The sequence below is a fragment of the Tardiphaga sp. 37S4 genome, assembly GCF_021044645.1.
GTDB lineage: Bacteria > Pseudomonadota > Alphaproteobacteria > Rhizobiales > Xanthobacteraceae > Tardiphaga > Tardiphaga robiniae.
The window spans coordinates 3,860,470-3,880,475 of record NZ_CP088008.1; the positions used below are offsets into that span (position 1 = coordinate 3,860,470).

The window sequence follows — 20,006 nt, forward strand, 5'->3', positions numbered from 1 at the left end:
CGCTAAGCCATCTCCTTCGCGTCCCTGCGGCGATAGACCAGCAGCATGAAGGGTGCGAGCAATCGCATCAGTCCGTGCGCTGCGATCGGGACTGGCTCGGAGAATGGCAGCGCCAGCTCGCTCTCCGGCACGCCGCGCACCACCTTCGAGAATTCATCGCCGAGCGCCACCGACAGCGCCACGCCGCGGCCGTTGCAGCCGGTCCAGCCATAGGCATTCGGCCCGAGCTTGTGCATGCGCGGCAGGAAATCCGTGGTCATGCCGACATAGCCGTTCCAGACATAGTCGAACTTGACGTCGCCGATCTGCGGCCACAGCCGCTTCAACCGTTCGGCGACCATCACTTTCAGCCGCTCCGTCTTGTCGCCGAGGCCGACCACATTGCCGCCGGTGACCAGACGATTGCGCGCGTCGTAACGCGCGAAATACAGTTCACCATGGGTATCCGACATCGACTGGCGGCCGGGGATGATGGTCTTGCGCGCCTCGTCCGACAGCGGCTGCGTCGCCATCTGCCAGGACAGCACTGGCATCACCTCACTCGCGATGCCTGGCGAGAGCTGCTTGGAGAATTCGCCCGTATAGGCATTGGTGGCGACGATCAGGCTGCGCGCGCTGACCTGCCCATTCTTCGTCTTGACGATCCAGCGATCGCCCTTGCGCTCATAACTCTCCACCGGCGAGCGCGCATAGATGCGACCGCCCTGCTCCAGCACCACACGCGCAAGACCGCGCGCCAGCGCGAGCGGATTGATATGGCCGCCAGTCTTGTTCCAGAAGCCGCCGAACCATGCGTCTGAGCCGAGCATCGTGCGCATCTGCTCGCGTGAGAGCAGTTCCACCGGCGCGCCGTGCTTGGACCATTGCCGCACGCGGCGCTCGGCGATCTTGATGCGGCCCGGCGAATGCACCGGCTGAATCCAGCCATTCTGTTCGGCCTCGGCCTGGATCTGATAGCGGCGCGTGAGATCGAACAGGATCGAGGCGCTGTCGCGGATCAGACCGACAAGGCGCTCGCCGGCGGCGCCATAGCGCCTGATAATGTCTTCGGGATCGGGCCGCGACAGCGTCGGGATCACCTGGCCGTTATTGCGCCCCGACGCGCCCCAGCCCGGCTCCATCGCCTCGACCACGGCGACATCGACGCCGGCCTCGCGCAGATGCAGCGCTGTCGACAGACCCGTGAAGCCGCTGCCGATGACGACCACATCGGCTTCGACCGGGCCTCTCAGTTCCGGCAAATCAGGACCGGGAGGCGTGACGCCGGCCCAGAGCGACTTCGGCCAGGGCACATTTGCGGTATCCATCATCACGCCTTTCTGCAGCATCAATCATGCATTGCGCCGCGCAACCGAACATAACCGTTCTCTTGCGGCCCCCCTGCATTCTGCATAGTTTACGCGCCTGATCCATTGCAAGGTAATGAGCACGTGACGCTGAAAAACATCGTTGGAATCGACCACGCCGTGGTCGTCGTCAAGGACCTCGACGCTGCTGCTGCGAACTGGAAGAGCCTCGGCTTTACGGTCTCGCCGCGCGGCACCCACAGCGCCAAGATGGGCTCCGGCAATTACACCATGATGCTCGGCCCGGATTACGTCGAACTGCTCGGCGTGCTGAACGAGACCGAGCACAATGCGCCGACGCGGGCGTTTCTCGCCAAGCGCGGCGACGGCATCGAGCGCATCGCCTTCACCACCACCGACGCCGCTGTCGGCGCCGAGGAAATCCGCGCGCGTGGTTACACGCCGATCGGCCCGACCGATTTCGAGCGTCCGGTGACGATGCCGGACGGCAGCCTGAGCGCGGCGAAATTCGCCACCTATCAGTGGCCCTATGAAGAAGCCCCCGGTGGCCTCCGCATCTTCGCCTGCCAGCACAAGACCCGCGAGACCGTCTGGATTCCGGAGCTGCAGGTGCATGCCAATACGGCCAAGCGCCTGAAGAAGGTGTTCATCGTCACGCCGGAGCCGGAGAAGGACGCACAGCATATGGCGAAGCTGATCGACGGCGCTGCGCGCAGCGAAGCCGATGGCACTGTCGTCGTGCCGTCAGGCGGCGACCGCGCGGACTTTGTATTCGTCACCAAGGACGTGCTCGCGAAGCACTTCCCCGGCACATCGCTGGCCGGCATTCCCGAGCGTGGCGGCATTTCGCTGGTGTTCGGCGTGGCTGATATTGCAGCGGCCGGAAAGGCCGTTGGATCAGCTGGCAGCCGCAGCGATGTCGGCGTCGTCGTGCCGCCGAGCAAGGGCAACGGTGTGTTGCTGGCGTTTGTGAAGGATTGATCGCAGCCTTTGAGTTGTCGTCCCCGCGAAGGCGGGGACCCATAACCTCCGGGCCCGAAATAGAAGCGTTGCCGTAACGACAGCGTTTTTATCTCCCACAACAGTGTGTATGGATCCCCGCCTTCGCGGGGATGACAATTGAGAGGCCTGGGATCGCAGCCTATTGCCGCACAGGCGCCTCACCCAAATCCCAGAACAACCCCGCCATGATGTTCAGCGCCTCCTCCGTCACCGGCAGGAGAATGTGTTCATCCGGCGCGTGCTGCGAGCAGCCGGGATAGGAATGCGGCACCCACACGGTGGGGAGGCCCAGAATATCCGTGAACACGTCATTCGGCAGCGAGCCACCGAAATTCGGCAGCAGCGCCGGCGCGCTACCCGTGGTCTTGCGAACGGACTCCACTGCCCAGCCCACCCATGGATTATCGATATCGGTGCGCGAGGCCGAAAAATATTGCGACTGGCTCACCTTGATGTCGGCAAAACCGTTTGCGGCAAGGTGTTTCTCGATTGCCGGTACGACATTCTCGATGTCGGTGCCGACGACGAAGCGAAGCTGCAGCACCGCGCCGGCCTTGCCGGGAATGGCATTGGCGGGATTGTTGATATTGCCGGCATTGATCGCCAGCACTTCCAGCGTATTCCACGCATAGAGTCGTTCAGCCGGCGACAATCCGTCTTCGCCCCAATTCTCCGACAGAGCCGGTTCATCAGCCGACGGCGCGACGATCACATCCGCCAGAGCCGCACGGACCTGGTTGGAAATGCGCGGCGGCTTCAGTGCGTCGAGCAGGATGCGGCCGTTCCTGTCGACCAACGTCGCTATCGCCGAAGCGAGGATCGTCGCGGGATTAGCGAGCAGCCCGCCCCAGTTGCCGGAATGATGCGCGCCGTCGCGCAATTCGATATCGAGATGGATGCGGCGGCCACCACGGCAGCCGAGAAAGATCGTCGGCCGCTCGGCCGAGAGCCGCGGCCCGTCGGAGGCCAGAAACAGATCGGCCTTCAATGCATCGCGGTGGGCTTCGCAGACCTTGGGCAGATCCGGCGAGCCGATCTCCTCGCCCATCTCAATGATGAACTTCGCATTGAAGCCAAGCTTGCCGCCGCGCGCTTCATGCACGGCGCGGAGGGCGGCGATGTTGATGGCGTGCTGGCCCTTGTTGTCGGCGGTGCCGCGGCCATAGACGCGCTCGCCAACACTCGTGCAGCGCCACGGATCGAGCCCGTCGCGCCATTCGCCTTCCATGCCGGGGACCACATCGCCATGGCCATACATCAGCACGGTCGGCAGATCGTCGCTCTCATGATAGGTCGCGAGCAGATGGGGCCCGCGCCCCGATGGCGACGGGATGATGTCAGTCGTAAAGCCGAGCGCCGTGAAAGTCGGCGTCAGTTCCTGCTCGAGATAGGCGCGCAGATCGTCGGCGCGCTTGTCGCTCTGGCTCTCGGTCTTGTAGCCCACCATGCGATCGAGCGTGGCGAGGAAATCCCCCGACGTGAACTGCGCGTTGACCCGCGCGATGGCATCAATCCGTGTCATCTCAGAGCGATGCCATCACGGCTTCGGCCTCGGTCAGCAGCCGGTCGGCATTTGCCTCGGTGAAGACCAGCGGCGGACGAACCTTCAGCACATTGGCATGAGGGCCCGTCGCCGAGATCAGCACGCGGCGCGCGCGCAGGCCATTGACCACGGCAGATGCCGCGGCGGCATCCGGCTCCTTGGTGCTGCGATCCTTCACGAGTTCAACGCCGACATAGAGGCCGGAGCCGCGGACGTCCCCGATCTGCTCGTATTTCTTCGCCAGTGCATGGAAGCCGTCGCGCAGGACCTTGCCGACCCGGAGCGAATTCTCGACCAGCTTCTCGTCGCGAATGACATTCAGCACCGCCTGCGCGGCCGCCATCGCCACCGTATTGCCACCGAATGTGTTGAAGTAGCGGTTGTCGCGGCCGAATTTCTCCACGATCTCCGGCAGCATCACGGCGGCAGCAACGGGGTAGCCATTGCCCATCGGCTTGCCCATGGTGATGATATCAGGCGTGATGCCGTGGCGCTGATAGCCCCAGAGCTTTTCACCGCTGCGGCCGAAGCCGGACTGCACTTCATCGGCGATGAAGACGCCGCCCGCCTTGTGCACGACATCGAGCACCGGCTTCAGCACGTCGGTCGGGTGCGAGAAGATGCCATCGGACGAGAACATGGAGTCCGCGATGAAGGCGGCGACACCGACGCCGCGGCGTTGCAGGTCAACGATCTGCTCGGACACCTTCTCGGCCATCCACGCGCCGATCTTTTCCGGCGCGATGCGATAGGAATCCGGTGCGGGCACGCGACGCACATAGGTGCCAAGCGGCGAATACGGCCCGAGCGACGGCGAGAAGCCCGCAGTCAGCTCCGAATTGCCGTGATAGGCTTCTTCGGTGATGATGATGCCCTGATTGCCGGTGTGATGCTTGGCCATGCGGACGGCGAGATCATTGGCTTCCGAGCCGGTGCAGGTGAACATCACATGCCGCTTCGGCCCGTCGAACGTGCCGAGCAGATCCTCGGCATAGTCGAGAATGCCCTTCTGGATATAGCGCGTATGGGTGCAGATGGTCTGCGCCTGCTGCGTGATCGCATCGACCACGCGCGGATGGCAGTGGCCGACCGACACCACATTGTTATAGGCGTCGAGATATTCGTTGCCCTCTGAATCATAGAGCAGCACGCCCTTGGCGCGCGCGACCTCGACGGGGTTGCTGTAGAACAACCGATAGGCCGGGCCGAGCAGATCGCTGCGTCGCGCGACGAGCTTGCGGCTCTCTTCGGTGAGGCCGGTTGCCGTGGCGGGGTCGAAGCCGTTGACCATCTTGCCGCGCGGGGCGCTGGTGACTGCGGTCATGTTGTTGTTTCCTCTGGAAGCAGGGTCGGATGTGGCAAAGATTATCTGGCGAAGTCCATCAACTGATCGGAGATCTCATCCATCGAGCGGGCGATGAACCAGTCCATCTGCACCCAGGTCTGCTCATTGTTGCGCAGGACATAGGCGGCGACGGACGGTACCCGGTTGGCCATAGCCGTGGACAGCAGCAGGCGCGTCGCCAGACGCGAGAAGATCAGATGCGGAATGAGGCTCAGTTCTTCCGCCGTCAGATCGGCGATGGACAGATAGCCTTTGAGCAGATCGCGGCCATCGGCAAAGACATCGCCGTCCATCTCGACGGGCAACTGATTGAGCATCGCTGTCGAGGCGTCGATGGCAATCGCGGTGCGGACCGTGTCGCCGAAATCGATGATGCCGCTGACGAAACCCGGCAGCGACGCATCGACGACAATGTTGGAGCGGGTGAAATCATTGTGCAGCACCTGCATGCGGCACTGTTTGAGCCGGGTTTCGATGGCGGCAAAACGCTCGAGCGCCGCCTCGACCTTGCGGCGCTGGTCGGCATCGGTGATTTCCGCCAGCAGGTCGCGCAGCGTGAGCAGGTTCTTGACGTCCCATGCGACGACCCGGGAGTCTGACGGATGGCTGAAATCCGCCAGTGCGAGACGGAGTCGCGCCAGCAATTTGCCGATCTCGGCCCGTCCCGACTCCGTGGACGGCACCTCACTCAGGGGCTGGCCTTCGAGATAGGACATCATCCGCACCTGCCGGTTCTGGCCGGCGCGATCGAGATAATTGAAATGCCGCTCGCCCTTGTCGTTCGGAATAACGCGCGGGACCGGCAGATCGGGCGCACGCGCCGCGACGTGATCGAGCACCTGCACCTGCAGATCAATCTCGGGGATATCCTCGATGGGGTTCGCAACCTTCAGGATAAAGCGCGGCCCGCTTGCCGGCGCGATCCGGAAGGTGTCGTCCTTCTCGGTTGCAAAGCGCGTCGGACGGCCTTCGATGCCAAAACGCTCGCGGGCGAGATCGACGGCCTCATCATCCGTCATGTTTATATACGATGCCGCGAGTCCGCCCTGCATTGCACCCGGACGCGCGGAAGGCTCAAATGTCACCTGAACTGATCCATCTCGATTCGGAATCCGGCACGTCGCGGCCGGTACGCGCGACCATAGCAACGCTGTTCCCGCTTGTCAGGGTGTCCGCGCGAATGCGGGCATTTTCGACGAACTAAGCCCGCATTTTCTGCCTTTGCTGCCCATTTGGGCACGGATTTCGCAGAAGCCACGTCGCATACGCGCCGCATCCATCCATGCGACACCATCTACGCTATGGCGCTGGCCGGCCGGCGATGCAGCAGGCAACGACGTAAGCGCCGTTGCGGTGGCCTTGGCTATTTGCCCTTGACGACACCTGGCCGCACATCGCTGATCGGCACACAGCTCTTCTTGCGACGCTGGTTGTTCGGCGCACCTTGCACCTTCAGCACCTTGCCCGCCGAACACGAACCGTTGTCGACGAACACGGTCGCATACGGATCCATCATCAAAGGTTCGAAGGAGAGAAATTTTTGCGCGAAACACGGCTGGGCGACGGCCGTCAGGAACAGTCCAAGTAAAATAGTACGCACGACGATTATCTCACATAGATGACAAGACCGCCGATGATCACCAGGGCCGCGATAGCAAGAACATGGGCGCATGCGATCGAAACCGCCTCGACGGCGGAACCGACCTTCTGCCTGAGCTTCGACTCCTTGAATCGGAGCATAGGCATGCGAGACGCCACTTGCGCCTTGAAACGAGAGTCAGTCAATGAGCAGTCCCCAAATGCCGGCGCAAGATGTGTCCCACTCTGCCGACGAACAAAGACTTGCGGTCAAATGAGGCGACAGTGAGTCAGGGTAACAGCCGACAATGATCGCCGGGATTCGTCGGTCAGTTGGATTCCATGATCCATGCCCTGCCCGCTTGCGCGACGGACGGCGCAACATCGCGGCCGCAGAACTCCGCAGCGCGCTCGAATTGTTCCTGAATTTCCGATGTTACCACCCCATTTGCGGCATCGAGTTCCCGCAGCGAGATGGTCGATGTGAAGGTTCCGGCAAAACAGCTGCAGAACTTTTTGGAATCGCTCGAAGGTTTATTCGGCCGCTTGCGAAAGTGATTCGAACAGCTTGTTTCCAGATTGTTCGCCATCTGATCGATTTCGTTCGCATAGATCGGGGACGCGATCACGGCGGCAAGTGCCAGTATAAATGTAGTTTGTCTCATAGTGCGATCATAACCTCGGTACTCCAGCAACGCATCGTCACTCTGTCGTCATCCTCAGGTTCCATGGGAGAAAGCTCGTGCTCACGCGCCTGTGTTCGGTATTCCGACATTCGGGGTTGAATTGTTGCAATTGTGACGGTTGAACAAATGAGCCGCATTGGCGATGTTTGCGAATGGGGCGGATGCCGAAAGTGATTGTGATTCTGCGATCTGCGGTCTGAGCGCCGCATTATTCGCTTATTCGATCGGTTCTCTGCTACGCGACGATCTCGGCATTTCCAGCAGACATGTCAGGTCGATAGCGCTACACTGTACGGGATTGATTGCGCTGTTGCTTGCGCTCGAATTCCTGAGCACCAACTGGACCACGCCGTTGCAGGATAGCGGCATGCCCCATAGGGACGCCTTCATGGACAAGATCGCTCCGCATAAAGTCACGAAGGCCGATATCGTCTTCTCCGTCGGCCGCGGCCTCGTGATGGCCGCAGCCATCATCGGCGCCACATATTTCCTTGGAAGCTGGTATCTCGGCGGCAGCGACCTGGAATCGATCTATCAGACCGAAAGCTATAACGACGCCTCCACGACGCCGCGAAGCGAACATGCGACTGCGCCCGGCACGACGGAGGAAGCGACACAGTAAAACACTGCGCGCCTCCCCTTATCTGCGCAGATGCGCGAGCTAGTAAGCCACTGCTTGCGGCCGCCCGACGCCGCTATAGAGAAATCCGTTCCGCGTCACTTCATCCGGCGAATAGATGTTCCGGAGATCGATGATCACCGGACAGGCCATGATCGCCGCCATCTCCTTCAGATCGAGCGCGCGGAACTGCTCCCATTCGGTGACGATGACCATGGCGTGACACCCGCGGGCGCATTCATAGGGCCCCTCGCAAAAGGTGACGTTTTCGAACACCTTCTTCGCCTGCTCCATGCCAACGGGATCGTAGACCCGCACCTCGGCGCCCATATCCTGCAGCGCCGTGATCAACGGAATCGACGGCGCATCGCGCATGTCATCGGTGTTGGGCTTGAAGGTCACGCCGAGAATGGCGATGGACTTGCCGCGCAGATTGCCGCCGAAGGCATGCGCCACCTTGCGCGCCATGGCGCGCTTGCGCTGGTCGTTGACGGCGACGACGGTTTCGACGATGCGCAGCGGCGCTTCGTAATCCTGGCCCGTCTTGATCAGTGCCAGCGTGTCCTTCGGAAAACACGAGCCGCCATAGCCCGGTCCCGCGTGCAGGAACTTCAGGCCGATCCGGTTGTCGAGGCCGATGCCCCGCGCGACTTCCTGCACATTGGCGCCCACCTTCTCGGCGAGATCGGCGATCTCGTTGATGAAGGCGACTTTCGTGGCCAGGAATGAATTGGCGGCGTATTTGGTCAGTTCGGCCGTGCGGCGATCCGTATACATGATCGGCGACGAGTTAAGATGCAGCGGCCGGTAGACTTCGGCCATCACGTCCTTGGCACGCTGGTCGCTGGAACCGATGACGATACGGTCGGGATGTTTGAAGTCTCTGATAGCCGCGCCTTCGCGCAGGAACTCCGGATTCGAGACCACGGCGAATTCCGCCTCCGGGTTCTCCTCGCGAATGATGCGCTCGACCTCGTCGCCGGAACCGACCGGCACCGTCGACTTGTTGACCACCACGGTGAACTTCTTGATGGCCTTCGCGATCTCGCGCGCCGCTGCATAGACATAGGACAGGTCCGCATGACCGTCACCACGCCGCGATGGCGTGCCGACGGCGATGAACACCACCTCGGCCGCACCGACAGCAGATGTGACATCGGTAACGAATTTGAGACGTCCCTGCTTGGCATTGCTCGCGACCAGCGCATCGAGACCAGGCTCATGGATCGGAATCTCACCGTTGTTCAGCGCATCGATCTTTCCCTGATCCGTATCGACGCAGGTGACGTGATGGCCGAAGTCCGAAAAGCACGCCCCCGACACGAGCCCCACATAGCCAGCGCCAATCATGGCAATTCGCATTGCATGTCCTGTCTTGTAAACAGTCCGCGGTCAGAACGACCCGGACATCCCCCGAGAATTCCGCATGCGCCTCAGCTGTTGAGGATCAACTCGCCGTCGAGATGCTGCGGAAAGAAAAAGAAGTTGTTGACGTAAGCTTGCCCGGGTTTACGGCCACCATTGGGCAACAGCGCATCGGCGTCCTGCATTTCCCCGGCGTTGAAATGATCGATGGAGATCACCTCGTCGTCCTGGAGGAAGAAGCCGCGATAGGATTTGTCGCGAAAGAAATCGAACACCGAGCGCGTCGCCTCGGCACGGTGACGATCCTCTGCCTCGACAAGGAAGACTGGCTGGCACCGGTCGATCAGGCCGACGGCTCCATGCAAGACGCTCAACTCGTGCCCCTCGACGTCCACCTTCACGAAGGACACGTCCTCGCGCACGACACCATCGAGACGCGCCAATGGAACATGCGTCGTGATCAGTTGCTTCACCGACGGCTCATATTGCTGTTCGAGCGATGCCCGCCCGTAAACAAGGCCATCCTCGCCTTGCGGTGTGTAAAGCTCGGCATCGCCTTCATGATCCGAGAGGGCCACTTCATGGATGTGGACATTGGACGCGGAGGTGCGCCGAAGCAGATCGGCCATCTCATGCGACGGCTCGAATGCATGGACCTGACCGGACAGCCGCGCCAGTTGCTGGGTGTAGAGACCGCAATTGGCGCCGACATCCACCGTGACAGCCCCCTGCGGCACGATCTTGTCGAGATAGGCCAGTTCACGCTCCGCCGATTTGGGACGCTTCAGGAAGCGCCAGCGTAGATACATCGACGGGAAAGCGTCTTTGAGGAGCTGCTTGGTCCGTTGCGTCGCCGTCATGGCTGTCACCCTTCGTTCGAGGCTGGTTTCAAGGCAAAACAATTCCGGGCGCCGGACGGAGGGCCGCCAGCGCAATGTCTGCAATGTGTGGTGTGATCGATGCCGCCGCTCAATCGGTCGTGGGCATCAGAAGGCATTACCGGAGAGGAATTCGCGCCGGACGGTCTGCACGATGATCATGATGTCCATACGCATCGACCATTTCTCGATATATTCGAGGTCGTAATCGATGCGCGAGATCGCCCGGGGCGCCTCGACGGTGCTGCCGCGGCAGCCGCTCACCTGGGCCAGACCGGTGATACCGGGCCGTGCGCTATGACGCGTAAAGTAATACGGCACGAGATCTTCATAGAGCACGTTGGCCGCCAGCATGCCCGGTACATGGGGCCGCGGCCCAACCAGAGACATATCGCCCTTGAGCACGTTGATAAGCTGCGGAATTTCGTCGAGGCTGGTCTTGCGCAGCAGCTTGCCGATCCGCGTCACCCGGGCGTCGCCTTCGACCGTCTGCTGAATGCCGCGCTTGTCGCCCGCATCGGTGCGCATCGAGCGGAACTTGTAGATCTTGAAGAACCGGTTGCGGTAGCCGTAGCGATACTGGGTGAAGAACACCGGCCCCGGCGAGGTCGCCTTGATGATGATTGCGATGGTGATCAGCAGCGGCGCGAGAAACAGCAGGGCCGAGCCCGCGGCTGCAATGTCGAACAATCGCTTGGCAATCGACTCCGACGGCTCGCACCGGGCAACCTGGTTCGTCCGGCGGCTGCGATAGGCGCTGTTCCGATAGGACCCGTGGCCGGCAAACTCGACCGGCCGCACAGAAATGAACTGCCGCTCTTTCCAGAGCGGCGTCACCTTGTTGCGATCAAAACCAACTGAAACTGTAGAGGCCATGCTCTCGCTCCCTGCTGGAACTTTGGTGCGCGAAAATCGAACAGAAACATGCCTATGTGGCAGGCATGCGAATTCAGAAGCCTTCCCTTCGACGAACATTCGCAATTGCGAAACCATCTTCGTCGATCAGCAAGAACCTTCATCACTGAAGATTTCTTAACTGTGCGAACGAATTAGGGCGGCAAAACGGTATTGGCGTGTAACATTACGCAGTCGCAATATTGATATAATTGTGCGGCGCGCAAAATTCGTTGTGCACGGAAGCGCTTAGATCGTTTTGTACGTCTGTTGCGCTGCATCACGCTCACAGCAGCCATGCAAAATAATTACACGACGCAGATCGATGAATTGCATCGCGTCGCTGCGAGATCGGGTGCATGATCTCCGCAATTAACAAATAGCCACCAAGCAGCAATCGATTCGAGCTTGATTTTTCACTCGATACTAAAGCGCGCCCATTATGTTGCGCGCTGAGACTGCTCACTCCGCCAGATATTTCGGCATCGCCATGGTCGCTCGACGAACACCTCAGATGACTACAGGGGACATTTCATTTCCCCCGCGCGCGATCGCCGTGGATAAGGCGGCGATCTCCAGCCCTGTGGATAGTTCTACCAGCGATGTGCACAACGCATCCGGCCGCAAACTGCGAAATAGACTTCTTCTTATCAATGCGGCCGTCTGGGTCGCTGTGATCGTCGCCGTTCGCATCATTTTCTTCTGAGCTCATCGCTATCCCCAAAGCTTTATGAGTCCCAAGGCGTTGCGCGGCCGATTGAATTTGACCGCGACGGTTGCCTGATCGTAGCTTGCGCGAAATGCCGCGCTCCCTCTCCAGGTCAGATTCGAACAAGGCGGCACTGCCGCCCGATACGCGTATCTATGCTATCGGTGACATTCACGGACGCGCCGACCTGCTGCAGGAAACCATCGCGCGCATCGATGAGGACATCCGTCGTCGCCCGATCACCTATGCGGCGGAAGTCTATATCGGCGATTACATCGATCGTGGCGCGGATTCGAAAGGTGTGATCGATTTGCTGGCAGTCCGCATGGTGCACAACCATGCAATCTGCCTACGCGGCAATCACGAAGCCATCATGGAAGACTTCCTGGAGGATGCCAGCGTGCTTGAGCACTGGCGCCAACTGGGCGGACTTCAGACTCTCGCGTCCTATGGCGTTTCTCCATCGCGCACGGCAACGGCGCGCGATGTGCAGAACGCGTTTCACGCCGCATTCCCTCCGGCGCATGACGCTTTCTTGCGTTGCCTGCGGAACAATATCAGATGCGGCGACTTTCTGTTCGTTCACGCGGGCATTCGTCCCAATGTTCCGCTGTCATCTCAAGATCCGCATGATCTGATGTGGATCAGGGACGAGTTTCTGGATTCCAAGCGCGATCATGGCGTCTATGTGGTGCACGGACACACGCCGGTTCCCCATGCAGATATTAGAGATAACCGTGTGAATATTGACACAGGTGCGTGGCGCAGCGGCATTCTCACGTGCATTGCCATCGAAGGCACAGAGATTCTGGTTCTCTAAGAAGACATTAGTACGCAATCTGCGCACTCTCTGAATACGCCACATTCTTTCGCCGTTTTTTGCCGGACACTCTCGCGCAATTGTCGTCTGCATCAATTGTCATCGAATTGATGCAGATGATCACATTGATGTTGTGTTGGGGGTCTACCATGTTGCGAACGAACCGATGCGCCGGCATTTTGATAGTACCGGTGCTTTCATTTTTCCTTGCTGGCGTCGCTCCGTCGATCGCGCTCGCACAGGACCAGCGGGTTTCTGCGGCTTCGCCGTCAGGCACCTATCTTCTTGGACCAACTGACAGGATTCGTCTGAAGGTCTATGGCGAAGCTGATATCACCGGTGAATATGAAGTCGACAGCAACGGATTTGTATCAATTCCCCTTGCGGGCCACGTGAAGGCCGCTGGACTGACCACACGGCAATTAGAGAAGGGCATCTCCTCCGCGTTGGCCAAGGGAATCGTGCGAGACCCACGCGTGAACGTGGAAATCGCGCTGTATCGACCCTTCTATATCCTCGGCGAAGTGAAGAAGAGCGGCGAATACCCTTATCGCATGGGCCTGACCGTGATGGACGCCGTCGCAACTGCCGGTGGATTCACCTATCGCGCCAATGAGAACAAAGTGTATTTGCGGCGATCGGGCTCAACGGTCGAAGAGATCTATGCGCTCGATTCGCCAGTCCTGGTATTTCCCGGCGACAATGTGCGTGTCCCAGAACGATACTTCTGAACTCATCATTTTTGATTTTGTCTGATGTGTAGTGACCGATGCGCGCCTTCATGTCGCGCGTCGCCATAGTCTCGACTTTTTGCGGTGCGTATTCTTGTGCAGTGCGACGAACTTTACTTCGTACTTCGCATTGTGGGCAGCAAAGAGAAGGGCGTTTCATCAGACGAGTGTTGAGTGCGCTAGTGGGGGCGCGACATTCATCACGGGCTTGCTGAGTTTGTAAGCGCCGGGATGAATTTCTAAGCGGCAATCAAGTCTCGACGACAATTCGATAGCGGAGGAATGCATGTCCTTCGCAAGGGATGAGTGATGAAATGTACGTTTGTATCAGCAGGATCGGAGGCGATCGGCGAAGGACCGGAGGGGCTGCGGCCGATTCCCGTCACGCGCCGCGCTCTCCGTATCGCGCCATGGCCGGTCACGGCGATTCTGCTTGGTATTGCATCACCCGCCAATGCTCAGGCGATCCCGGCAACCAGCGACGAGCTCGCGCCGCCCTGGAATGCGCAACGGATTTTCGAACCGTCCGCGCTGCCCGATCTGGTCGACCGGGATAACCGCGAAGCAGTAGCGCCAGAGGACATGCCAGTAAAAAAGCGACAGCAACCTGGTTATGAACCCGTCGGCATCCGCCAGGGATCCTGGATGTTCAACCCGTCGCTGATGACGGGCGCGCTCTATGACAGCAATGTGTTTGCCTCGAACACCCAGAAGCGCGGCGACGTTGCAGCTGTGATCGAACCCAGCCTGCGTGCGCACACGCTGTGGGAACGACACGGCATCGACATCAAGCTCAATTCACGAACCACAGCCTATAACGAAAATTCAAGCCTTGACCAGACCGATGTGAGCCTGAAGGGCGCCGGCTGGATCGATATAGCCAACGATATGGTCGTGCTGGGCAGTTTCCAGATCGCGCATCTCAATGAGGGTGTGGGTTCGCTGAGTTCGCCTTCCAATGCCGTGACACCGACTCCATATAATCTGATGTCCGGCGACCTGACCGTCCGCAAGGAATTCAACCGGCTGGCGACATCGATCGGCGCACGCGTCGACTCGTACGATTACGGCACGGCGCGCGCGCAGGATGGCAGTCTGATCGACCAGAGCAGCCGCGACGGCCAGATCTATGCGCTTCACGGCCGCGTCGATTATGCGTTCTCGCCTGTGCTCGGCTGGTTCGGCGGCGTCGAAGGCAACCAGCGCAACATCCGCGGCGTACCCGGCCAGACGCTGGACTCCACCGGCTATCGCGCGTTGTCCGGCTTGACCGTCGGTTTCGGCAATCTGCTCCGCGGCGAGTTCGGCGGCGGCTATGTCGAGCAGCGCTTCGACAATCCTCTGATCGGTACCGTCGACGGACCGTCCTATCGCGCCAAGCTCACATGGAGCCCGACGCGATTGATGGACATCCACGTCAAGGCCGAACAACTGGTCACACAGACATCCGATACCAGCTCGACCGGCGTGTTGGCCAATGCCGTGCAGGTCGGCGTCGACTACGAGCTGCGTCGCAACGTCATCCTGTCGCTGGCGGGCGCCTATGAGATCGATCGCTTCTTCGGCCAGGCCCGCAAGGACCGCGTGACCACGACCAATGCCAGCGTGAAGTATTTGATGAACCGCTTCAGCGCGATCTCGGCCTATCACCGCTACACATCGCGCGACAGCGATATACCCACCTTCAGTTACGACAAACACCAGGTAGGGCTCAATGTTACAGCGCAATTTTGATCAGCCTTATCCGGCGGCACCGGAACCGGTTCCGACCGCCGTTGCCGGTTGGCAGGCGCCGACCGTCGATCTCCGGGAAATGGCGCGCATCCTGCGCCGGCGCTGGCGCGCGGTCGTGCTGCCCGCCGCCGTGCTCGGTGGTATCGCCCTCGCTTATGTGGCGACGGCGACCACACTCTATACTGCGAACTCCACCGTACTGGTCGATCCCCGGCGCGCCAATGTGGTCGAAACCAATCAATCGGTGCTGACCAATTTCGGCACGGACGATGCGACCATCGAAAGCCAGACGCTGCTGATCCAGTCGCTCACGATCCTGCAGCGCGTGGTCGACAAGTTGAAGCTGACGCAGGATCTCGAGTTCATGCCAAAGCCCGGCCTGCTCGATCCGATCCGCAATCTGTTTCGCAGCAGCAGTCCGGTCGATGGCGTGAGCCCCGAAGACGCCGCGCGTGCATACTCTATATATCTGCTCCAGCGCCGCATGAAGGTGACACGACAAGGCACGACATTCCTGGTCGATATCGCCGTCAGCTCGGAATCGCCGCAGAAAGCCGCGACCATCGCCAATGCGGTGGCTGACGCCTATTTCGAGGAACAGGTCCGCGCCAAATTCGACGCGACGCGCATCGCAGCCAAATGGCTCGGCGGCCAGATCGATGCGCTGAAGAACCGCGTCGTCACCTCCGAACAGGCCGTCGCGGACTATCGTTCCGCCAATAACCTCGCGGTCTCGCAGGGCGTGACGGTCAACGACCAGCAGATCACCGATCTCAACAGCAAGCTGATTGCTGCCCGGGTGCAGACCGCCGAGGCGCGTGCCAAGTTCGATCAGGTGCAACAATTGGCGAAAACCGGCGGCGATGCCGGCGGGCTCAATGCCGCCGTCTCCTCGGAGATGGTGACCAAGCTGCGCGCGCAATATGCCGATATCGCCAAGAACGAAGCCGACCTGACCAGCAAATATGGTCCGCGGCATCCGCAGGTCGCCAATGTGCGGGCGCAGCTCAAGGACACGCAGCGGCTGATCAACGAGGAAATCGGGCGCATCGTGCAGGGCACGGCGCATGATTATGACGTTGCGAAATCGCGCGAGGCGTCGCTGCAGGACAGTTTCGACAAGCTGCAGGGCGTCTCCAGCACGTCCGGTCAGGCCGTGGTCCGGCTGCATGAGCTGCAGCGCGAGGCCGAGGCCAACCGCACGCTCTATGAGTCATATCTGGCGCGCTCGAAGGAGACGACGGCGCAGGAAAGCCTGGAGATGCCGGACTCCCGCATCGTCAGCTTTGCCAGCATCCCGCTCAAGCCTTCCGCGCCGAAGACGATGCTTATTCTCGGCTTTGCCATCCTGCTCGGCCTCGGCGGCGGCACGGTGCTGGCATTCCTGACCGACTATCTCGACGGACGGATCAAGACGCTGGAGCAGGCCGAAGAGATATCGGGCGTCCCCGCTCTGGCCGCTCTACCCTCGATCAGCAGTCGCGAACTCGCCGGGCGTGCCAAACGCGGCCGCACCGAACTCGGCAGTTACGATCCGCGCACCATGCGGCTGCTGCCGGCTGCATTGCAGCCACCACTGATGCGCTATGCCATCGAGGAGCCCGGCACATTCTTCGCCGAAGCGATCCGCGCCGTGCGTCTGGCGATCCAGCGCGCACGCAAGATCGACACGGTCAAGGTCGTGCTGGTGACGTCGGGCCTCGAAAGTGAAGGCAAGACGACCTTCGCCGGCAATCTCGCACTGTCTTTCGCCACGCTGGGCATCAAGACACTGCTGATCGACGGCGATCTGCGCAATCCCGGCCTGACCCGCGCCGTCAGCCCCAATGCCGATGCCGGCCTGCTGCAGGTGGCGACCGGCGAAGTGTCGCTGGAGCGCGCCATCCTGCTCGATCGCAGCACCGGCCTCTCGATCCTGCCCTCGCCTGCCATCAAGGACGTCGATGCCATCACCGAGCTGATGTTCTCGGAGCAGATCGTCGAAATCCTCGACCGCCTGAAGTCGCATTATGAACTGATCATTATCGACTCGCCGCCATTGATCCCGCTGGTCGACGGCCGCGCACTGGCCGAACTCGCCGACCGAATTTTGCTGGCCATGGCCTGGAATCAGACACCGCGCGAGGTCGTCGCCCACACGATGGAGCTGCTGGCGCCGGTGCATGATCGCATTCTCGGCACCGTGCTGACCCAGGTCGATCTCAGCAAGATCCGCTTCTATGACTACTACCGCAGCTCGGCCTATCTGAAACCCTATGGCGTCGCCGCCGCCAGTGCGGGAGCTGCGCGTTGACATTGGCCCGGACCGCGCCGCTCAGGCTGCATCGCAACGGCGCCCTCGCCGCGGCGGGCTCGCGTGCACGCGTTCCGCAACGACGGCAGATCGTTAACACTGCCCAACTCATTAATTTAATGATCGTCAGTGTGCTGCTGGGCGCCATCGTCGCGATTTTCACACTGTCCGGCGGCGTTCTGACTAATCTCAAGATTCACTATCTGACACCCGGCGGCAATTTTCTTGAGAAATTGCATCCCGGCACCTATGCGACATTCATCGCGACGCTTTTGCTGCTGATGCGCGACGGTGACCCGATCGGTGAGATCAACCGTGCCTTCACGGACGCCAAGCTTTTGCTGGTGCACCTGTTCTGCTGGTTCGTCCTGCTGATCCAGATGTTCGTGCTGGAACGCCCGTTCACGGTCATCATCGACACGTTCCTGCTGCCGGTGCTGCTGTGCCTGCTGATCTGGCGGCTGACGCCGGCGCAACGACGGCCGCTGGTCTGGGCCATCCATGCGACACTGCTGCTCAACATCCTGATTGGCTATTACGAATATTTCTCCGGCCATCGCATCATTCCGCTGACGCTCGGCAGCGTGCTGGTGGTCGGTGAATGGCGCTCGGCTGCGCTCCTCGGCCATCCGCTGACGGCCTCGGGCATTGTCGGCGCCTATATCATGGCGCTGGTGCTGCGACCGGCCATCTGCCCGCCGATCATGATCCGCGTGCCACTGATCGCCTTCAGTCTGGGCTCGCTGATGGCCTTCGGCGGCCGCACCGCGCTGATGACGGTATTGTTCGTGTTGGCTTGCCTCGGTCTGCTTGAGACCATCCGGCTGATCCGCGGCAAGCGCGTACCGCTGCTGTTCGCTGTCGGCGCAATCTGCTTTCTTTTTGCGGCGGCAGGCGTCGTGTTTGCTGCGCTCTATCTCGGCATCTTCGACAAGATGCTGCTGCGCTTCTCGTCGGACAAAGGCAGCGCCCTGGCGCGCTTTGCGACCTTCGACATGCTCAATCATTTCCAGTGGAGCGAACTGATCCTCGGACCCAATCCGGTTCGCGTGAACGCGCTGCAGTCGCAGCTCGGCTTGAATTATGGCATTGAGAACTTCTGGGTGTCCTGCATCGTGCAATTTGGCCTGATCCACACCATCCTGATCACGCTGGGCCTGACCTGCTTCTTCATCGAACTGCTGCGCCGGTCGGACCGCACAGCCTTCGCCATCTTGCTGCTGATCCTGATGATTGCGGCAAGCTCGGTGAGCTTCTCGTCGAAGAACATCCAGCTGGCGCAACTCGTTCTGCTCATTGCGCTGCTGTTGCCGCGCGAACGCGCGCCGGCCGTGGCGCCACCCCGCTATGTCCATCAGCGGCCGCCGATGGCGGCCCCGCATGTCCGCGCCGTCCCCCGGGATCAGGAGTTTGTATGACTATCTATGTCGATCACACCCATCTCGGACGCCATGTGACCGGACTCGAACGGATCACACTGGAGCTGTTCTCGGAACAGGCGCTGGCGCCGCTCGATGTCGTGCCCATCACCTCGCGCGGCACCGGCCAGATGGTGGCGACGCAGACTTTCGGTCTGCCTATGCGCCTGGCGTCTCCCTCGTCGTTCCTGCTCTGCCCCGGCTTCCCGCCAAGCCCGCTGCTGCGGATGTTTTCATCACGTGTGCTGCCCTATATGCACGACGACTTCCTGCTGACGCGACAGGCCGATCTCAATGCCCGCGCGCGCCTCTATATGGCGACGCCTTTCAAGATCGCGCTCAAGAACTATCCGCGTTTCCTAACCAATTCGCGCGACACCCAGCGCAAGCTCGCCGAGCATTGTCGCCCCGACGCTAAGATCACGCTGTATCGCCCGCCGGTGCGCAACGTGTTCAAGCTGGAATCCGCCGAGCGTACCGAGCGCGAGCCCGAGACGTCGCCGCTGCGCGTCGTGGCCCTCGGCACCGTGGAGCCACGCAAGAACTTCATCGCTGCGGCCAATATCGTACGTGAATTGCGCCAGCACGGTTTTCCCGGCGCCACTCTCGACATCGTTGGTCGCAAGGGCTGGGGTGATGACTGGAAGACGCTCGAACGTATGTCCTGCGTGACCTTGCATGGCTACCAGTCGTCCGAGAATGTGACGCGCATTCTCAATGAGGCCGATATTTTCCTTTGCACCTCGCATGATGAAGGTCTCGGCTTGCCACTGCTCGAAGCCCAATACGCCGGCCTGCCGATCGTGGCACCAAATGCGCCTGTTTTCCATGAAGTACTGGGCACATCCGGCATCTTCATCGATCCGTCGGACCACGGCACCGCAGCGTCACAGATCGGCGGGGCTATCGCGGCTTCTCAGTGGCGCAGGCAGTATGTTGCGGCAGCGACCGAGAACCTCGCGCGCTGGAACGCGCTGGCAGCGAGCGACCACGACATCGTCATCGACCTGATCGCCGAACTCGCCGGCGGGCAACTGGCCGGCCGTCGTTCGGCGGCGAAACCCAACGTCGCGCATTAGGATCG

18 protein-coding genes are annotated in these 20,006 nt (G+C 60.8%); 8 read left to right on the forward strand and 10 right to left on the reverse strand.

From position 1 onward, the window contains the following. Positions 1 to 2: 2 nt before the first annotated feature. Positions 3 to 1,307: an NAD(P)/FAD-dependent oxidoreductase gene (locus tag LPB73_RS18375; RefSeq protein ID WP_231081181.1), complete on the reverse strand. Its 1,305-nt coding sequence runs from the start codon at positions 1,305 to 1,307 to the stop codon at positions 3 to 5. Between the two features lie 123 nt (positions 1,308 to 1,430). On the opposite strand from LPB73_RS18375, the gene LPB73_RS18380 reads away from it, so the two are divergent. Further along, positions 1,431 to 2,288, forward strand: coding sequence for a VOC family protein (locus LPB73_RS18380; protein WP_231077784.1), 858 nt, complete (start codon positions 1,431 to 1,433; stop codon positions 2,286 to 2,288). 160 nt (positions 2,289 to 2,448) lie between these two features. Here the strand turns inward: LPB73_RS18380 and LPB73_RS18385 are convergent, their stop codons facing one another. The 6 genes from LPB73_RS18385 to LPB73_RS18410 all read right to left on the reverse strand — a co-directional run bounded on the left by LPB73_RS18385 (position 2,449) and on the right by LPB73_RS18410 (position 7,365). Then, positions 2,449 to 3,831: a M20 family metallopeptidase gene (locus LPB73_RS18385; RefSeq protein WP_231077785.1), complete on the reverse strand. Its 1,383-nt coding sequence runs from the start codon at positions 3,829 to 3,831 to the stop codon at positions 2,449 to 2,451. A gap of 1 nt (position 3,832) precedes the next feature. Continuing rightward, positions 3,833 to 5,176: an aspartate aminotransferase family protein gene (locus tag LPB73_RS18390; protein ID WP_231077786.1), complete on the reverse strand. Its 1,344-nt coding sequence runs from the start codon at positions 5,174 to 5,176 to the stop codon at positions 3,833 to 3,835. 41 nt (positions 5,177 to 5,217) lie between these two features. Beyond that, complete coding sequence (locus LPB73_RS18395) at positions 5,218 to 6,216, reverse strand: phosphotransferase (RefSeq protein ID WP_231077787.1); 999 nt, start codon at positions 6,214 to 6,216, stop codon at positions 5,218 to 5,220. 344 nt (positions 6,217 to 6,560) lie between these two features. After that, entirely contained in the window at positions 6,561 to 6,797 is a 237-nt protein-coding gene (locus tag LPB73_RS18400; protein WP_231077788.1) for a DUF6719 family protein, read from the reverse strand. A gap of 5 nt (positions 6,798 to 6,802) precedes the next feature. Beyond that, on the reverse strand, positions 6,803 to 6,943 hold the full coding sequence (locus LPB73_RS18405) for a hypothetical protein (protein WP_158596770.1): 141 nt from the start codon (positions 6,941 to 6,943) through the stop codon (positions 6,803 to 6,805). 161 nt (positions 6,944 to 7,104) lie between these two features. Continuing rightward, positions 7,105 to 7,365 (reverse strand): hypothetical protein, encoded by a 261-nt coding sequence (locus tag LPB73_RS18410; RefSeq protein ID WP_141137206.1) that lies wholly within the window; start codon positions 7,363 to 7,365, stop codon positions 7,105 to 7,107. A gap of 463 nt (positions 7,366 to 7,828) precedes the next feature. On the opposite strand from LPB73_RS18410, the gene LPB73_RS18415 reads away from it, so the two are divergent. Further along, on the forward strand, positions 7,829 to 8,083 hold the full coding sequence (locus tag LPB73_RS18415) for a hypothetical protein (RefSeq protein ID WP_139285856.1): 255 nt from the start codon (positions 7,829 to 7,831) through the stop codon (positions 8,081 to 8,083). Positions 8,084 to 8,122: 39 nt separating this feature from the next. Here LPB73_RS18415 and LPB73_RS18420 read toward each other — a convergent pair whose 3' ends face one another. The 3 genes from LPB73_RS18420 to LPB73_RS18430 form a co-directional block, all read right to left on the reverse strand. Next, a complete protein-coding gene (locus tag LPB73_RS18420; protein WP_093759182.1) occupies positions 8,123 to 9,442 on the reverse strand; it encodes a UDP-glucose dehydrogenase family protein in 1,320 nt (439 codons plus the stop codon). A 71-nt stretch (positions 9,443 to 9,513) separates the two neighbouring features. Continuing rightward, positions 9,514 to 10,305 (reverse strand): FkbM family methyltransferase, encoded by a 792-nt coding sequence (locus tag LPB73_RS18425; RefSeq protein ID WP_231077789.1) that lies wholly within the window; start codon positions 10,303 to 10,305, stop codon positions 9,514 to 9,516. Positions 10,306 to 10,431: 126 nt separating this feature from the next. After that, on the reverse strand, positions 10,432 to 11,199 hold the full coding sequence (locus LPB73_RS18430; protein ID WP_068738572.1) for a sugar transferase: 768 nt from the start codon (positions 11,197 to 11,199) through the stop codon (positions 10,432 to 10,434). Positions 11,200 to 11,993: 794 nt separating this feature from the next. On the opposite strand from LPB73_RS18430, the gene LPB73_RS18435 reads away from it, so the two are divergent. The 6 genes from LPB73_RS18435 (at position 11,994) to LPB73_RS18460 (ending at position 20,001) form a co-directional block, all read left to right on the forward strand. Next, on the forward strand, positions 11,994 to 12,746 hold the full coding sequence (locus LPB73_RS18435) for a metallophosphoesterase (RefSeq protein WP_349768789.1): 753 nt from the start codon (positions 11,994 to 11,996) through the stop codon (positions 12,744 to 12,746). 149 nt (positions 12,747 to 12,895) lie between these two features. Then, positions 12,896 to 13,477 (forward strand): polysaccharide biosynthesis/export family protein, encoded by a 582-nt coding sequence (locus tag LPB73_RS18440; RefSeq protein ID WP_093759184.1) that lies wholly within the window; start codon positions 12,896 to 12,898, stop codon positions 13,475 to 13,477. Positions 13,478 to 13,786: 309 nt separating this feature from the next. Then, complete coding sequence (locus LPB73_RS18445) at positions 13,787 to 15,211, forward strand: outer membrane beta-barrel protein (RefSeq protein WP_120288782.1); 1,425 nt, start codon at positions 13,787 to 13,789, stop codon at positions 15,209 to 15,211. Continuing rightward, the gene (locus LPB73_RS18450) at positions 15,192 to 17,504 is read left to right on the forward strand and encodes a GumC family protein (protein WP_231077790.1); all 2,313 of its coding nucleotides are present in this window, start codon (positions 15,192 to 15,194) and stop codon (positions 17,502 to 17,504) included. Before LPB73_RS18445 ends, LPB73_RS18450 begins: the two co-directional genes overlap by 20 nt. Then, positions 17,501 to 18,922: a VpsF family polysaccharide biosynthesis protein gene (locus LPB73_RS18455; protein WP_231077791.1), complete on the forward strand. Its 1,422-nt coding sequence runs from the start codon at positions 17,501 to 17,503 to the stop codon at positions 18,920 to 18,922. Before LPB73_RS18450 ends, LPB73_RS18455 begins: the two co-directional genes overlap by 4 nt. Beyond that, complete coding sequence (locus LPB73_RS18460; protein ID WP_231077792.1) at positions 18,919 to 20,001, forward strand: glycosyltransferase family 4 protein; 1,083 nt, start codon at positions 18,919 to 18,921, stop codon at positions 19,999 to 20,001. Before LPB73_RS18455 ends, LPB73_RS18460 begins: the two co-directional genes overlap by 4 nt. Positions 20,002 to 20,006 lie beyond the last annotated feature (5 nt).

Excerpts from the sequence above, each read along its gene's own strand:
- LPB73_RS18445 (WP_120288782.1), top strand. The coding sequence starts at position 13,787 with ATGAAATGTACGTTTGTATCAGCAGGATCGGAGGCGATCGGCGAAGGA.
- LPB73_RS18410 (WP_141137206.1), bottom strand. The coding sequence starts at position 7,365 with ATGGCGAACAATCTGGAAACAAGCTGTTCGAATCACTTTCGCAAGCGG.
- LPB73_RS18405 (WP_158596770.1), bottom strand. The coding sequence starts at position 6,943 with ATGCCTATGCTCCGATTCAAGGAGTCGAAGCTCAGGCAGAAGGTCGGT.
- LPB73_RS18460 (WP_231077792.1), top strand. The coding sequence starts at position 18,919 with ATGACTATCTATGTCGATCACACCCATCTCGGACGCCATGTGACCGGA.
- LPB73_RS18440 (WP_093759184.1), top strand. The coding sequence starts at position 12,896 with ATGTTGCGAACGAACCGATGCGCCGGCATTTTGATAGTACCGGTGCTT.
- LPB73_RS18385 (WP_231077785.1), bottom strand. The coding sequence starts at position 3,831 with ATGACACGGATTGATGCCATCGCGCGGGTCAACGCGCAGTTCACGTCG.
- LPB73_RS18390 (WP_231077786.1), bottom strand. The coding sequence starts at position 5,176 with ATGACCGCAGTCACCAGCGCCCCGCGCGGCAAGATGGTCAACGGCTTC.
- LPB73_RS18450 (WP_231077790.1), top strand. The coding sequence starts at position 15,192 with ATGTTACAGCGCAATTTTGATCAGCCTTATCCGGCGGCACCGGAACCG.
- LPB73_RS18420 (WP_093759182.1), bottom strand. The coding sequence starts at position 9,442 with ATGCGAATTGCCATGATTGGCGCTGGCTATGTGGGGCTCGTGTCGGGG.
- LPB73_RS18415 (WP_139285856.1), top strand. The coding sequence starts at position 7,829 with ATGCCCCATAGGGACGCCTTCATGGACAAGATCGCTCCGCATAAAGTC.
- LPB73_RS18425 (WP_231077789.1), bottom strand. The coding sequence starts at position 10,305 with ATGACGGCGACGCAACGGACCAAGCAGCTCCTCAAAGACGCTTTCCCG.
- LPB73_RS18375 (WP_231081181.1), bottom strand. The coding sequence starts at position 1,307 with ATGGATACCGCAAATGTGCCCTGGCCGAAGTCGCTCTGGGCCGGCGTC.
- LPB73_RS18395 (WP_231077787.1), bottom strand. The coding sequence starts at position 6,216 with ATGACGGATGATGAGGCCGTCGATCTCGCCCGCGAGCGTTTTGGCATC.
- LPB73_RS18430 (WP_068738572.1), bottom strand. The coding sequence starts at position 11,199 with ATGGCCTCTACAGTTTCAGTTGGTTTTGATCGCAACAAGGTGACGCCG.